Below are 14,230 nucleotides of genomic sequence, written 5' to 3' on the forward strand. Positions count from 1 at the left end.
CGCAAGGTTGCGTGTGTCGGACTTCAATCACCCGCTAACTGGTATTCCAGCATTCGCTGCTCGTGGGCGTCGCGCCGCTCGCATCGTTTCTATTGCCTCGCTGACCCGTCGCATCTAGCGTGAACGTGCCGCACGAGTCGTCGCGCATCGGGCCCGCTTCCGCGGGCGCCGCTTCGATCGAATAGCCGCCGTTCGTGTCGTCCGCGGGCAGCACGCGCACTCGATACACCGGAGCGCCGAACTGCGGCGCCTGATCGATACCCGGTGGCAAGGCCGGCACGCCATCGCTCGCCGCGGCCTCGACGAATTGCGCAGCCCGATATAACGCCGACGCCGCATCGATGCGATGCGTGCGCGCAATGTGGCTGCGATACGAAGGGATCGCAAACGCGGCGAGCGTGGCGGCAATCGCGAGCGCGATCACGAGTTCGAGCAGCGTGAATGCGGATGTGTTCGGCCTTTTCATACGTGTCCAGTCGGTGCGTTCCTCAGAATGGTCTTGCTGCAACGCGCCGCCAATGACGTTCGATCGCGCCATCTTCGGTCACGACCTCCATCTGCAACCAGACCTGCGACTCGCTGCTTCGCCCGAAGCCGCGCGCGGTCAGCAGATAAGCGCTGGCGTTGGGTCGACTCGCGAGACGCCAAGGCTCGATCAGGCATTGCGGCGCGCGCGATGATCCCGGCCATTGCGCCACGGGCGTGATGGCGCCTGCGTCGAACGCGGTTTCAAGCCTCCATTGAGTCGGCTCGCCGGATGTGAGCGGTGCATCGCGCGCGTCGCCACTTGCCGACAGCACGTTGCGCTCGCACCAGCTCAGCGCCGAATCCGCCGCGTGGAAAGCCTGCAGATAGTCGCGCACATTGGTCGCCGCGCGAGCGGCCGCGAGCGATGTTTCGAACCATATCGCGGACGTGGCGAGCATCATGGCCGAGATCAACAGCACGATGGCTAGCACGACGCCGCGTTGATGTGCCCGTCGGGGACCGCCCTGACAATTTCGCCTACCTAAGTGTTTCCCTCTTCCACCTGGGCCGCCGCATATGTCGTACGCGCGGCCGCGTTGCGTTGCTGTGCCGCGATCCATCACGACGACGCCTCCGCGCGATTACGCAGCGCAACGCGGCGGGAAAACACCTGTCGAGGCCGCAGGTCGGTACCGAGTGTACTCACGCCATCGCAGTCGATGTACTTCGAACGCTGTCCTTGCGGCGCGCCGCGCACCAGCACGCAGACATCGACCGCAACGACGTTCGCCCATTGATCCGCCGCCACGGCCGACGCATTCACCGCATCCGCCGCGCCGTCCAGCCAGTAGCGCAACCGCACGCGCTCGACGCCTTCGATCAGCGGCTGAGCGGACCCCGCGTTGCCGCTGCCCACGCAGTAAAGCTCCGGCTCGCCGGTCGAGCCGCTGACGTTGGCGAAGTAGCGATTCACCACCGGCGCGCCCTCATCGCCAAGGACCGCGTCGCTGCTTTTGACGGCCTGTCCGACACAGTCGGTGACCTGACCGCTCGACGATGGCCATGTCGATACGACGTCTGCGACGTAACGGATCGCGACGCCATCCGAGCCGGTGCTCAAGGCGGTGCAAGCGAGGCTGTCGTCGGCGCCGGTCGGACGACCGCCCGAGCAGCCGAATAGCGCAGGCGCCGCGTTGTAGCCAATTACATCGGCAGGGACGAAGCCGGCCATCTGCAATTGCTGGCCGATCAGCATCAGCGCGGTCAAGCCCGCTTCGCGGATTCGGGTCGCGTTGCTCGCCTGCACGAACGCGTTGCGCTGCGCCGTGTAAAGGGACACGGCGCCCGCGATCACGAGCAACCCGAGCGCCATCGCGATCAGGAATTCGATTAGCGTATGACCGAGTGGGCAATGCGGCCGCTTCATTTCGCGAACGCCAACGCGACACACGACGATCCAGCCGGTGCATCGACGTCGCCGCAAGGCTCCGCCGGCTGGGCGCTCGCATCGCCCAAAGCGGGCCGGTCCCGCACGGACGCCCACGTCACGCGCGCCGCCGCGACCGCGCCGCTCTCGCCAATCGATGCGTCGCCGTGCGGCAGCAGAACGCTCGCCCAGGTGCGCCATTGATTGAGCGCGACATCGCCCGTGGAAGGCGTGCGCGTCGCTTCGGCAATCGAGTCGGCTATCCACGCGGCGCTCTCGCGCAGCGTCATCGCGCGCGCTTCGCGTGCGATCCACACCTGAACCGCGATCAAACCCAGCGCGCTCACCGCGACCAACGCGACCGCCAGCATCACCTCGATCAACAAGCTGCCATTACATGTCGATGCGTGCACACGCAAACCGGTCTTGAATGCGTGCTGTCTCATGACGTCGCTCCGCACGCGCCCTCCGAGATCCGTGCGCGACCTCCTGCCGCGACGCTGATGCAGCGCCGCCACGGGTTCCCCTGCATCGATTTCGATGGGCTTCGCGGCGCAACATCAAAACTTCGAAACGCGCCGATCAGTTGCCCAGCCGGCGGCGTGAACATCATATCCGTCTGCACGCCGGCGATGCTCACCGCCGCGAGCGCCGGCTGCGCGCGCAACAACGACGGCTTGCCGCCACGTTCGGCGAATACGGCCCAGCCGCAGGCCCAGTCGGCGATGCCGCCGGCGCAGGTTTGGCCCGACGCGAGACAGACGCGCGCTGCATCGACGCGGCACACCGTGATGCGCGCACCGCGCCGCAGCGCCTCGCTGCGCGCGTAGGCGAACGTGGACAGCAGCGCCTTCGAGCGCGCGTCGACCTGATCGCGCATATGCCATGCGGCGAACGACGGCACCGCCATCACGGCCATCAGCATCACGAGCGCTATCACCGCCAGCGTTTCGACGAGTGTGAAACCGGCGCGCGATGGCCGGTAAATCCCCTTGAATTTCATCTGCATCCCTGAGCGTTACGAACGGATGCAGCCAATCTAGCGATTTGCGAGCGCGCCGACCATCGTCCGAATGGCCAGGTGGCATTCAGACGTTAGCGCGCGCAACAATGCACGTGACGATCGATCACGGAGGCGGGAGAAGCGATGCGTGAAAAAAAGCGCGAAATGCGCGAGGCGATGGACGCGAATGACCGCAGTTCAGCTGCGACACGCGTGCGCTCAGCGCTTGCGGGAAGGCTTGGGCGGGGAAGAGGCGCGGCGGAATTCCTCGATCACGTCCTCGAATTCGGAGACGTCTTCGAAGCGCCGGTACACGGAAGCGAAACGGACGTAAGCGATCGTGTCGAGCGCGCGCAACTCGTTCATCACGAGTTCGCCGAGGCGCTCGCTACGCACCTCGCGCTCGCCGCTGCCGAGCAGCTGATACTCGATACGGGCGACAGCCGCTTCGATCGCGTCCACCGCAACCGGGCGCTTGCGCAGCGCCAGTTGCATGCTCGCGACGATCTTGCGGCGATCGAATTCCGTGCGCGTGCCGTCCTTCTTGACGACCGACGGCAACGCCAGCTCGACCCGCTCATACGTCGTGAAACGCTTGTCGCAGGCCGGGCAGCGGCGGCGCCGGCGGATCGTCGCGCCGTCTTCGGATACGCGCGAGTCGACGACTTGCGTATCGGCATGGCGGCAGAAGGGGCAATGCATGGTTTAGCCGTAAACCGGAAAGCGCTTGGTCAGATCGGCGACCTGAACCTTCACGCGCTCGATCGTCGCGGCATCTTCCGGGTTGTCCAGCACGTCGGCGATCAGGTTGCCGACCTGCTCGGCTTCCTTCACGCCGAAGCCGCGCGTCGTCATGGCCGGAGAACCGAGGCGGATACCCGAGGTCACGAACGGCTTTTCCGGATCGTTCGGGATCGCGTTCTTGTTGACCGTGATGTGTGCCGCGCCGAGTGCCGCTTCCGCAGCCTTGCCGGTGATCTTCTTCGCGCGCAGGTCGACCAGCATCACGTGGCTTTCGGTGCGACCCGACACGATGCGCAGACCGCGCTTGACCAGCGTTTCAGCAAGCACACGCGCGTTGTCGACGACCTGCTGCTGATACGCCTTGAATTCCGGCGAAAGCGCTTCCTTGAACGCGACGGCCTTCGCGGCGATCACGTGCATCAACGGACCGCCCTGGATGCCCGGGAAAATCGCCGAGTTGATCGGCTTCTCGAACTCGGCCTTCATCAGGATCACGCCGCCGCGCGGGCCGCGCAGGCTCTTGTGCGTGGTGGTGGTGACGAAATCGGCGTGCGGCACCGGGTTCGGATAAACGCCCGCGGCGACGAGACCGGCGTAGTGCGCCATGTCGACCATGAAGTACGCGCCGACCGACTTCGCGATCTTCGACATGCGTTCGAAATCGATGCGCAGCGCGAACGCGGACGCGCCCGCTACGATCAGCTTCGGCTTGTGTTCTTGCGCGAGCTTCTCGGCGGCGTCGTAGTCGATGTCTTCGGCTTCGTTCAAGCCGTAGCTGACCACATTGAACCACTTGCCCGACATGTTGACCGGCGAGCCGTGCGTGAGGTGGCCGCCGTGCGCGAGGCTCATGCCCATGATCGTGTCGCCCGGCTTGAGCATCGCGAAGAACACGCCCTGGTTCGCCTGCGAGCCCGAGTTCGGCTGCACGTTCGCGGCTTCGGCGCCGAACAGTTGCTTCACGCGGTCGATAGCCAGCTGCTCGGCAACGTCGACGTATTCACAGCCGCCGTAATAGCGCTTGCCCGGATACCCTTCGGCGTACTTGTTCGTGAGTTGCGAGCCTTGCGCGGCCATCACGGCCGGGCTCGTGTAGTTTTCCGACGCGATCAGTTCGATGTGCTCTTCCTGACGGCGGTTTTCCTGCTCGATGACCTTCCAGAGTTCAGGATCGACGTTGGCGATGGTGCTTTGGGCTCTGTCAAACATACGGGTTCCGTTGAGTGTTTTCAGGTTGACCGGATTGTGCGCCGAATCCTGCGTAGAGGGTACACAGCGGGGTACGCAGCGCTTTGGGCGGCGAGGCTTGCCCTGACGTGGCGAGTGGAGAGTCGCCGCACACGCGAGGCGAGCCAGCCACCGTCAGCGCAGATTAATGCGCGCGGTTCACGGCTGCCCAGGCGAACGGCAAAACGGCACCCTGCGCTTCACGGTGGGTTGTTCCACCTTGAACCCGATTGGTTGAATCGGCTGAGTCGGACGACTCGGTTCTATCGCCAGTCACGCAGGGTCGAGCGCGTTAGTGTATTGGAAGAGGCCCGAATAGGCAACCGACTTGCGGGTGCTCCGGCGGCCGCTGGCGGGGCCTCCGGACGGTTTGGCGGCCCCGCTGCGCAACCATCCGAGGAAAGCGCGCCGGTCGCGCCGCGCACCCGTTGCGCGCCGCCGCGGCAGCCGCCGATCCGGCTCGTGCATCCTTGCCGCAGCGTGCCATTGGAAGTAGGCTTTGGGCCTTTGTCTCTTACCGACCAGGGAACTGCAATGATCGTGTTTGTCACAGGAGCGTCGGCCGGATTCGGCGCCGCCATCGCCCGCTCGTTCGTCAAGGGCGGCCATCGTGTCGTCGCCACTGCACGCCGCAAGGACCGTCTGCAAGCACTCGCCGACGAGCTCGGCGACGCGCTGCTGCCGTACGAGCTCGACGTGCGCGATCGCGCCGCCGTCGAAGCCGTGCCCGCCTCGCTGCCGGCGGACTTCGCCGCGATCGACGTGCTCGTCAACAACGCCGGCCTCGCGCTCGGCACCGAGCCGGCTCACAAGGCAAGTCTCGATGAATGGAACACCATGATCGAGACCAATTGCACGGGCCTCGCGCAGGTCACGCATGCGCTGTTGCCCGGCATGGTCGAGCGCAACCGCGGGCATATCTTCAATCTGGGTTCGGTGGCGGGCCGCTGGCCGTACGCGGGCGGCAACGTGTACGGCGCGACCAAGGCGTTCGTGCGCCAGTTCAGCCTGAACCTGCGCGCCGACCTCGCCGGCACCGCGCTGCGCGTGACCGACATCGAGCCGGGTCTGTGCGGCGGCACCGAATTCTCGAACGTGCGTTATCGCGGCGACGACGACAAGGCCGCCAAGGTCTACGAAAATGTGCAGCCGCTGACGGCCGAAGACATCGCCGATTCCATCTACTGGATCGCCACGCGCCCAGCCCACGTCAACATCAACACGATCGAGCTGATGCCGGTCGCGCAGTCGTTCGCCGGTCTGTCCGTGCATCGCGGCTGAGTTTGAAGGCGGGCGGCCGGCAAAGCCGGCTCCCATCGCCGCCGACGCCCGCCACAAGCAACTCACACTTCGAAACAGACCCCGGGTTGTGCGTTCCGGTAGAATGCGCCGCATGAATATGTCGACCAGCCAGCCAGGCACGGAAAGCGGCTATACGTGGCCCATCCGCGTGTACTACGAAGATACCGACGCCGGCGGCATCGTGTTTTACGCCAATTACCTGAAGTTTTTCGAACGCGCTCGCACCGAATGGCTGCGCGCGTGCGGCGTCGACCAGCACCGGCTTGCGGACGAAAACGACACGATTTTCATCGTGCGCAGTACCGCGGTCGATTACCGGGCTCCGGCCCGACTCGACGACATCGTGAAAATTATCAGCCGGATCGAGCGTCTTGGCCGAGCTTCGGTAGACTTCGTGCAGGAAGCATGGCGCGAAGGCACGCTGCTTGCTACCGGTTCGGTCCGGATTGGCTGTGTGGACCGCGCGACGCTGCGGCCAGCCGCGATCCCGCCGTCGGTTCTCGCCGCGCTGCGGCACGGGCCGGGCACTAGCGAAAGCGCTGACTGAACGACGGCGGCATGTCAACGGACGATCCCTGAGCCTCGTTGTTACGGGGCCAGTGAACTCATACCGGTCAGGTAACACAAAGCATGGTTCGGCTTCGATACCGCCGAAGCTTCCGTTTTGCCCACGGCAAGCTTGAAGCGGCCTTGCAGCCGGACGCCCCCTTCCCGGGACGTTAAAACGAACCTTTATGAACACTACACAAGATCTGTCGATCGTTTCACTCGTACTCAACGCGAGCCTGCTGGCCCAGGCCGTCATGGCTCTGCTGCTGTTGCTGTCGCTACTCTCCTGGACTTTCATCTTCCGCAAGTGGTTTGCGATTCGCCGGGCGCGCGCGCAAACTGAACGCTTCGAGCGTGATTTCTGGTCGGGCGGCGACCTGCAGGCGCTGTATCAGAGCGCCGCGAACAACCGTCACAGGATCGGCGCGCTCGAGCGGATTTTCGAGTCCGGCATGCGGGAATTTCTGAAGGGCAAAGAGAAGCGCCTGAACGATTCGGGCGCGATTCTCGACGGCGCCCGGCGCGCGATGCGCGCGGCGTTCCAACGCGAAATGGACGTGCTCGAAGCGAATCTGGCGTTCCTCGCGTCGGTCGGTTCGGTCAGCCCGTATATCGGTCTGTTCGGCACGGTGTGGGGGATCATGAATGCGTTCCGCGGCCTCGCCAACGTGCAGCAGGCCACGCTCGCGAACGTCGCGCCGGGCATCGCCGAGGCCCTGACCGCCACCGCGATCGGCCTGTTCGCCGCAATTCCGGCCGTGGTCGCCTACAACCGCTACGCGCACGACATCGACCGTCTGGCGATCCGTTTCGAAACCTTCATCGAAGAGTTCTCGAACATCCTGCAGCGCCAGGCACACTGAGGAGGCCATGATGGCAGGCTCCCGTTCCTCCAGCATGCGCGGCTCGCGCTCGCGTCGCGCAATGGCCGACATCAACGTCGTGCCGTACATCGACGTGATGCTCGTGCTGCTAGTGATCTTCATGGTCACGGCGCCGCTCGTCGCGCCGTCGATCGTCAATCTGCCGACCGTCGGCGGCGCGGCGCCCCAACAGCAGACGCCGCCCGTCATCGTCAACATCCGCGCGGACGGCAATATGAGCGTCAAGTACAAGGACGACTCCGGCGCGCAGCAGCAGGAAGACATGACGAAGGCTGGCCTCAACGGTTTCATCGCCGATCGGGCACAATCGCACCCCGATCAGCCCGTCGTGATCGCTGCCGACAAAACCGTGAAATACGAAGTCGTGATGAACGTGATGTCCGAGCTGAAGGCTCGGGGCGTCAAGCGCGTCGGATTGCTCGTCAAATCGCAATGATCCGCAAGAACTCCGAATACCCGCTTCAGCCGCCGCGTGAACGCGGCACCGGGCGAGCTTTTCTGTTCGCGCTGGTGATGCATGCGCTGCTCGGATTCTTCCTGTATCGCGGCATCCAATGGCAGAACAGCACGCCCGAGGGCGAGCAGGCGGAACTGTGGACAGAGGTGCCGGATTCGGCGATTCCGCGTCCCGTCGTCACGCCGCCCCCCACGCCGGTCGCCCCTGCTCCGCCCGTGCGCGACGAACAGGCCGACATCGCGCTGCAGGAAAAGAAGCGTCAGCAGCAGGAAGCGGCTCGCGCGGCCCAACTGGCCGAACAGCAGCGCCAGCTGAAGCTGAAAGAGCAGCAGGAAGCGGAAGCGAAGCGTCAGCAACAGCTGGCGGCCGAACAGGCGGCCCAGCTCGCGGCGCAGAAGGCCGCGAAGCTCAAGCAGCAGCAGCAGCAGCAGGCGCAACAACAGCAACAGCAGCAGGCCGAGAAGCTCAAGCAACAGCAGCTCGCCGAGCAGCAGAAGCAACAGCAACTGAAAGAACAGCAGGAGCAGCAGCAAAAGCAGGCTCAGGCAGAAGCGCAGAAGAAGGCTGAGGCGGAGAAAGCGGCGAAGGCCAAGGCGCAAGCCGATGCGGCCGCGCAGGCGAAAAAGCAGCTCGACAACGAACGTCGCGCGCGGCTTGCGCAGATGCAGGGTCTGGCCGGCGGCGTGGGCGGCAGCAGTTCGAGCAGCAACGGACTGGGCAAGAGCGGAACGGGTAGCGGCTCGGGCGGCACGGCGGCATCGCCGGGTTACGCGGACAAGGTACGACGGCTGGTGCTTCAGCATGTGAACTGGGGCGGCGAGACGGAAGGTCTCGAGACCGTGGTCGCCGTGCGTTGTTCGCCGGACGGCAATCAGCTGAGCGCAAACATTACCCACAGCAGCGGCAACGCCGCGTGGGACGCCGCCGCGTTGAGGGCGGTGAAAGCCTCCGATCCGATGCCTCGGGACGTCAATGGCAAGACGCCGGACTACTTCACTATCACGCTGCGTCCGGCGGCTTGATGTGCAGGCTGACAGCCGACCGGCGGCCAATGCCGCGCCCCACCCGGCGCGGCGTTGCGCGGGAACGAAATAGCCGTTTTCCGGTCTGTCTGCTGTCTTCGAGTATTAAGTAAAACCGTTTTGAGGAACCCATACAGCATGAGTTTGATGACCAAGCTAGGCCTGCGAACACTCGTGGCAACGTGCCTGATCGCCGTCGGCGGCGCCGCCAACGCACAACTCAACGTCCTCGTGACGGGCGTCGGATCCACTCAGTTTCCGATCGCAACGGCGAATTTCGCCAATGAAGCGAACTCCCCGCAGCAGGTCAGCACGATCGTGCGTCAGGATCTGCAACGCAGCGGCAAATTCACGAATATCGACGCAGGCTCGACGCCGGTGTCCGAGACCGATTCCGTCGACCTCGGCGCATGGAAGGCGAAGGGCGCCAACGCGTTCGTCGCGGGCAGCGTGAACCGCCTGCCGAACGGCCAGTACGAAGTGCGCTTCAAGCTGTACGACACGGTCAAGGGCGAAAGCCTCGGCGGCCTCGTGCTGGTGAGCCCGGAAAGCGGTCTGCGCATGAGCGCGCACAAGGTCGCGGACTACATTTACGCCAAGCTGATGGGCAATCGCGGCGTGTTCGCCACGCGCCTGTCGTATGTGGTCAAGTCGGGCAACCGCTACCAGCTGCAGATCTCGGATTCGGACGGTCAGGACGCGCACATCGCGCTGTCGAGCCCCGAGCCGATCATCTCGCCGGCCTGGTCGCCCGACGGCACCAAGGTCGCTTACGTGTCGTTCGAGAAGAAGAAGCCGATCGTCTATATCCACGACCTGCCCACGGGCCGGCGCATCGTCGTATCGGACCAGAAGGGCAACAACAGTGCGCCGGCGTGGTCGCCGGATGGCCGCACGCTCGCCGTCGCGCTGTCGCGTACCGGCAATACGCAGATTTTCGCGGTCAACGCGGACGGCAGCGGTCTGCGTCGTCTGACGCAAGGCAGCTCGATCGACACCGAGCCGACCTACTCTCCTGACGGTCAGTGGGTCTATTTCACGAGCGACCGCGGCGGCTCACCGCAGATCTACAAGATGCCGGCGCAAGGTGAAAGCGCGGGCGGCGCGCAACGCGTCACGTTTACAGGCAGCTACAACACCAGTCCGCGTGTGAGTCCTGACGGCAAGGAGCTTGCCTACATCTCGCGCGTCGGCGGTGCATTCAAGCTGTACATCCAGGACCTGCAAAGCGGATCCGCCACGGGCCTGACGGACACGACACATGACGAATCGCCGAGCTTCGCGGCGAACGGTCAGTACATTCTTTACGCCACTCAGGTGAACGGCCGTGGCGTGTTGGCCGCAGTATCGACCGACGGTCGCACTCGGCAGGTCCTGTCCGTTCAGGGGGGCAGCGTACGCGAGCCGTCCTGGGGCCCGTTTATGCAATAACGTTGATGCAATAACACAAGGAGAGTAATCAAATGATGTCCAAACTTCGTTTCGCATTCGCCGTCGTGATGGTCGGTGCACTGGCCGCATGTCACTCGGGCGTCAAGCTCGACGAAAACGCCAACAAGGGCGCAGGCTCGGCCCAACCGAACCCGAACGACGTCGCGACGGTCAACGTCGACCCGCTGAACGATCCGAACAGCCCGCTCGCGAAGCGCAGCATCTACTTCGACTTCGACAGCTACTCGGTGAAGGATGACTATCAACCGCTGCTGCAACAACACGCGCAATATCTGAAGAGCCACCCGCAGCGTCACGTGCTGATCCAGGGCAACACCGACGAGCGCGGCACCAGCGAATACAACCTCGCACTCGGCCAGAAGCGTGCTGAAGCCGTGCGTCGTTCGCTGTCGCTGATGGGCGTGTCGGATTCGCAAATGGAGGCCGTGAGCCTCGGCAAGGAAAAGCCGCTGGCAACGGGTCATGACGAAGCGTCGTGGGCACAGAACCGCCGCGCCGACCTCGCGTATCAACAGTAAGTCAACGGGTGGTGAGCCGAATGACGCATCGTTTCTCCTGGCTGCGGTTTGCCGCAGCGGCCTGCGTTGCAGGCACGGCCCTCACGGCCGTGCCCGCCCATGCGGGCATTTTCGACGACGATCAGGCCCGCCAGGCCATTCTCGATCTGCGCTCGAAGACCGATAGTCTGTCGAGCCAGCTATCGGCGGCGCAACGCACGATCCTCGATCAGTCCAACCGTCTCGACCAGCTCAACCAGCAGGTCGCGACGCTGCGCGGACAGAACGAGGACATGGCGAACCAGCTCACGACGCTGCAAAAGCAGCAGAAGGACTACTACACCGATCTCGACACGCGCCTGAAGAAATTCGAGCCGCAGCAACAGACGGTGGACGGCGTCCAGGGCGAGGTGCAGCCGGGTGAGACCGATGCGTTCAACGCGGCTTCACAGCAATTCCGCAGCGGCGACTTCAAGAACGCGGCGGCATCGTTCCGCAGCTTCATCTCCAAATATCCGAACAGCCCCTATCAGCCGACCGCGCAATACTGGCTCGGCAACGCGCTGTATGCACTGCGCGACTACAAGGGTTCGACGACGGTCTGGCAAGGTGTCGTGAAGAACTATCCGCAGCATCCGCGTGCACCGGAAGCGCTGCTCGCGATCGCGAACAATCAGCTTGAACAAGGCCAGAAGGCCGCGGCGAAAAAGACGCTCGAGCAGATCGTCGCGCAATACGCCGGCTCGGACGTCGCGCAGTCGGCCCAGAACAAGCTGTCGCAGATCAAGTAGATCGTGATGTCGGATTGATCACGTTTTGATGTAATTGGCAGTAACGCGCAGTGTCCGAAGTGATAGCCACGCGCGCCTCTCGCTGGAAAGCCCGGGTAGTAATGCCCGGGCTTTTCATTTTGGGCGACGGTCTTGCTGAGTTGACAGGGCATTGGTGCGCCGATATAATTTCGCTTCTCTTTTGGGTCGTTAGCTCAGCTGGTAGAGCAGCGGACTTTTAATCCGTTGGTCACAGGTTCGAATCCCGTACGGCCTACCAAAAGATTCGAGGGCTGACATGCGAAAGCATGTCGGCCCTTTTCTTTTTCCTTTGCCCGCGTGTGCAAACAGGTACGCGCGCGGCAAACGAGCCGCTTCTTCCCGCCCGCCTCAGCGTAGCCTTCCGTTCAGGCACTGCCCTCCGCCCTCCAACGCCGCCAAAGAACACCAGGCATCCCGCAACGACATCGCGCCAACGCGCCAGCGCATTCTTATCTTTTTAGTAATTTTCGATTCATGTTTGTGCCACGGGTGGTTTGTAGCCTCGCGACTTGCAATACCGGCTGCAACTTTCAAAAAATTTCACCCACCCTACTCAAACACACAGAATGCAAACCACCCTGAAGGCGCTTCCGATCGCGGTTCTGATCTCCGCCATCTACGGCTGCGGCGGCAGCACCCAAAACCCGTCGAGCACGAGCGCGCCGCAAGGCACCACGAGCAGCACCCCGGCCACGACGACGACGCCCTCGACTTCCGCCAGCAACTACACGGCTGGCAACCTGCTGATCTCGCGCACGGCCTATGATCCGGCGTACGTCGTGAGCGGCACGCTGCCTTATAACGCGACGCCCACGACCACCAATGCATCGCCCGTGACGGCCGTCACGCCCGGCGGCTTTCCGAACGTGTTCACCAACGATTCGAACGACGCCAACTTCGGCGTGACGTCGGAAGCGTATCTGGATCAGTGGGCACCGAACGCGACGAGCCCGTCGCAAACGCTGGACATCACCGCGCAGGCCGCGAAAAGCAACGTGAATTTCGCCACCAGCTTCGCCTCGAAGTCGGAGCTCGCGCTGAACGTGTCGCTGGATCAGAAATCGCTGACCTTCACCGGCTACAACGCGTCGATCGACCAGCTCGATATCTCAAACACGAATACGCCAGGCGTGGTCGACACGACGAATACCGACGTCGCAACGCCTACCTACCGTACCGTCGCGCAGCTGAATTTCGCCGATAACAGCCTGTCGTTCACGAACACCAACGCGTACGCCGGCAACAACAGCCGCGCGGCCGTGCTCGCCAACGGCATGTACTACATCGTCGGCAATGCCGGCAATTCGGGCAAGAATCCGAAGCCGACGACGGCCCAGCTCGACATGCTGACGATGAACACCGGCGTCCAAAGCATCGCTCCGGGCAGCCAATGCGCGTTCACGCAAGTAATCGGCGCATTCCAGTCCGGCACGGGCACCGGCACGTACGCGGTTGCACCGGCTGGAACGGCGTGCTCGCTGGCGTCGATGGGTTCGATCACGGGCGGTAGCTCGACGGGCGACCAGTTCGGATTCTCGATCGCGAGCCTGCCGACCACGCCCGCAACGGCCGCCGACAAAACCGGCAAGGACGCCAACCTGCGCGGCCTGTTCGTCGGCCCGGACGGCACGATGTATGTCTCCAAGGGCAGCGGCGGCAACGGCGTGAACACCGTGTACCAGGTCGGCGCGACCGCTGCGCTCGCCAACGGCGGCAAGTTGCCGCAAAACGCCGCGATGACGATCGTGCCTGGTTTCCCGACGACCCTCGCGACCAACCTGACGGCGCTCACGTCGCCTAGCCAGGTGACCGGCACGGTCTATCCGTTCGGCATGTGGATCCCCGCGTCGAATCCGTCGATCATGTTCGTCGCCGACGAAGGCGACGGCACGCCGGGCGACCAGGTGAGCGGCAGCGGCGGCCTGTGGGTCTATCAGAACCAGAACGGCACGTGGAAGCCGCTCGCCAACCTGACGACCGGCCTGAACCTCGGCACGGCCTACACGGTGACGGACACGACCGGCGCGTACGGTACGAAGGGCGCGAGCTATACGACGACGCCTGACGGCTTGCGCAACATCACGGGCCAGGTCAACAGCGACGGTTCGTTCACGATCTACGCCGTGACCTCGACGATCGGCAACAGCCTCGGCACCGCGTTCGATGCGGGCGCCGACTCGAACCAGCTCGTCAAGATCACCGTGGGCATCAACGGTTCGACGGTGAGCTCGGCGCAGGGCTTCACCGTGATGCAGACCGCGCCGTATGGCCAGGCGCTGCGCGGCGTCGCACTCGTGCCGAAGTCCTGAGCGGGTTAGTGGATTCAAAAGAAACGACCTGCCATCCGGCAGGTCGTTTTTTCTTGCACGCTCCAACGTAAAATCCGT

Annotated in this window: 16 protein-coding genes, 1 tRNA gene and 1 riboswitch; of the genes, 10 read left to right on the forward strand and 7 right to left on the reverse strand. The window is 63.9% G+C overall.

All coding sequences use genetic code 11. The features are described 5' to 3' along the window. Positions 1-34: 34 nt before the first annotated feature. The 7 genes from OKW39_RS08665 to glyA all read right to left on the reverse strand — a co-directional run bounded on the left by OKW39_RS08665 (position 35) and on the right by glyA (position 4,850). Positions 35-466 carry a type IV pilin protein gene (locus tag OKW39_RS08665; RefSeq protein ID WP_090803183.1) on the reverse strand — a complete coding sequence of 144 codons (432 nt, stop codon included), beginning with the start codon at positions 464-466 and terminating at the stop codon, positions 35-37. 22 nt (positions 467-488) lie between these two features. Continuing rightward, the gene (locus OKW39_RS08670) at positions 489-1,088 is read right to left on the reverse strand and encodes a pilus assembly PilX family protein (RefSeq protein WP_429562437.1); all 600 of its coding nucleotides are present in this window, start codon (positions 1,086-1,088) and stop codon (positions 489-491) included. After that, positions 1,088-1,894 carry a PilW family protein gene (locus OKW39_RS08675; RefSeq protein ID WP_429335794.1) on the reverse strand — a complete coding sequence of 269 codons (807 nt, stop codon included), beginning with the start codon at positions 1,892-1,894 and terminating at the stop codon, positions 1,088-1,090. Before OKW39_RS08675 ends, OKW39_RS08670 begins: the two co-directional genes overlap by 1 nt. Next, complete coding sequence (locus OKW39_RS08680; RefSeq protein ID WP_429562438.1) at positions 1,891-2,340, reverse strand: type IV pilus modification PilV family protein; 450 nt, start codon at positions 2,338-2,340, stop codon at positions 1,891-1,893. Before OKW39_RS08680 ends, OKW39_RS08675 begins: the two co-directional genes overlap by 4 nt. Then, complete coding sequence (locus tag OKW39_RS08685) at positions 2,337-2,903, reverse strand: GspH/FimT family pseudopilin (RefSeq protein WP_429562439.1); 567 nt, start codon at positions 2,901-2,903, stop codon at positions 2,337-2,339. Before OKW39_RS08685 ends, OKW39_RS08680 begins: the two co-directional genes overlap by 4 nt. Before the next feature lie 213 nt (positions 2,904-3,116). Further along, entirely contained in the window at positions 3,117-3,599 is a 483-nt protein-coding gene (nrdR, locus tag OKW39_RS08690; protein WP_008919734.1) for a transcriptional regulator NrdR, read from the reverse strand. A 3-nt stretch (positions 3,600-3,602) separates the two neighbouring features. Beyond that, positions 3,603-4,850 carry a serine hydroxymethyltransferase gene (gene glyA / locus OKW39_RS08695; protein WP_429562440.1) on the reverse strand — a complete coding sequence of 416 codons (1,248 nt, stop codon included), beginning with the start codon at positions 4,848-4,850 and terminating at the stop codon, positions 3,603-3,605. Between the two features lie 178 nt (positions 4,851-5,028). Next, a riboswitch (ZMP/ZTP riboswitch) is annotated at positions 5,029-5,155 on the reverse strand. 247 nt (positions 5,156-5,402) lie between these two features. On the opposite strand from glyA, the gene ydfG reads away from it, so the two are divergent. The 10 genes from ydfG to OKW39_RS08745 all read left to right on the forward strand — a co-directional run bounded on the left by ydfG (position 5,403) and on the right by OKW39_RS08745 (position 14,152). After that, a complete protein-coding gene (gene ydfG, locus OKW39_RS08700) occupies positions 5,403-6,149 on the forward strand; it encodes a bifunctional NADP-dependent 3-hydroxy acid dehydrogenase/3-hydroxypropionate dehydrogenase YdfG (RefSeq protein WP_090803174.1) in 747 nt (248 codons plus the stop codon). A 103-nt stretch (positions 6,150-6,252) separates the two neighbouring features. After that, positions 6,253-6,717: a tol-pal system-associated acyl-CoA thioesterase gene (ybgC, locus tag OKW39_RS08705; protein WP_429562441.1), complete on the forward strand. Its 465-nt coding sequence runs from the start codon at positions 6,253-6,255 to the stop codon at positions 6,715-6,717. 187 nt (positions 6,718-6,904) lie between these two features. Then, a complete protein-coding gene (tolQ, locus tag OKW39_RS08710) occupies positions 6,905-7,582 on the forward strand; it encodes a protein TolQ (protein WP_090803171.1) in 678 nt (225 codons plus the stop codon). A gap of 10 nt (positions 7,583-7,592) precedes the next feature. Next, on the forward strand, positions 7,593-8,039 hold the full coding sequence (gene tolR, locus OKW39_RS08715) for a protein TolR (protein WP_090803169.1): 447 nt from the start codon (positions 7,593-7,595) through the stop codon (positions 8,037-8,039). Beyond that, a complete protein-coding gene (tolA, locus tag OKW39_RS08720; RefSeq protein WP_429562442.1) occupies positions 8,036-9,082 on the forward strand; it encodes a cell envelope integrity protein TolA in 1,047 nt (348 codons plus the stop codon). The genes tolR and tolA overlap by 4 nt, the downstream gene beginning before the upstream one ends. A gap of 138 nt (positions 9,083-9,220) precedes the next feature. Continuing rightward, complete coding sequence (gene tolB / locus OKW39_RS08725) at positions 9,221-10,513, forward strand: Tol-Pal system beta propeller repeat protein TolB (protein WP_429562443.1); 1,293 nt, start codon at positions 9,221-9,223, stop codon at positions 10,511-10,513. A 32-nt stretch (positions 10,514-10,545) separates the two neighbouring features. Then, on the forward strand, positions 10,546-11,052 hold the full coding sequence (gene pal / locus OKW39_RS08730; protein WP_018419502.1) for a peptidoglycan-associated lipoprotein Pal: 507 nt from the start codon (positions 10,546-10,548) through the stop codon (positions 11,050-11,052). Between the two features lie 20 nt (positions 11,053-11,072). Continuing rightward, the gene (gene ybgF / locus OKW39_RS08735) at positions 11,073-11,822 is read left to right on the forward strand and encodes a tol-pal system protein YbgF (protein WP_429562444.1); all 750 of its coding nucleotides are present in this window, start codon (positions 11,073-11,075) and stop codon (positions 11,820-11,822) included. Between the two features lie 183 nt (positions 11,823-12,005). Next, positions 12,006-12,081: transfer RNA gene (locus OKW39_RS08740), tRNA-Lys, on the forward strand. 328 nt (positions 12,082-12,409) lie between these two features. Then, entirely contained in the window at positions 12,410-14,152 is a 1,743-nt protein-coding gene (locus OKW39_RS08745; RefSeq protein ID WP_429562445.1) for a hypothetical protein, read from the forward strand. Positions 14,153-14,230: the final 78 nt, after the last annotated feature.

The sequence above is a fragment of the Paraburkholderia sp. MM6662-R1 genome (assembly GCF_050436245.1).
GTDB lineage: Bacteria > Pseudomonadota > Gammaproteobacteria > Burkholderiales > Burkholderiaceae > Paraburkholderia > Paraburkholderia tuberum.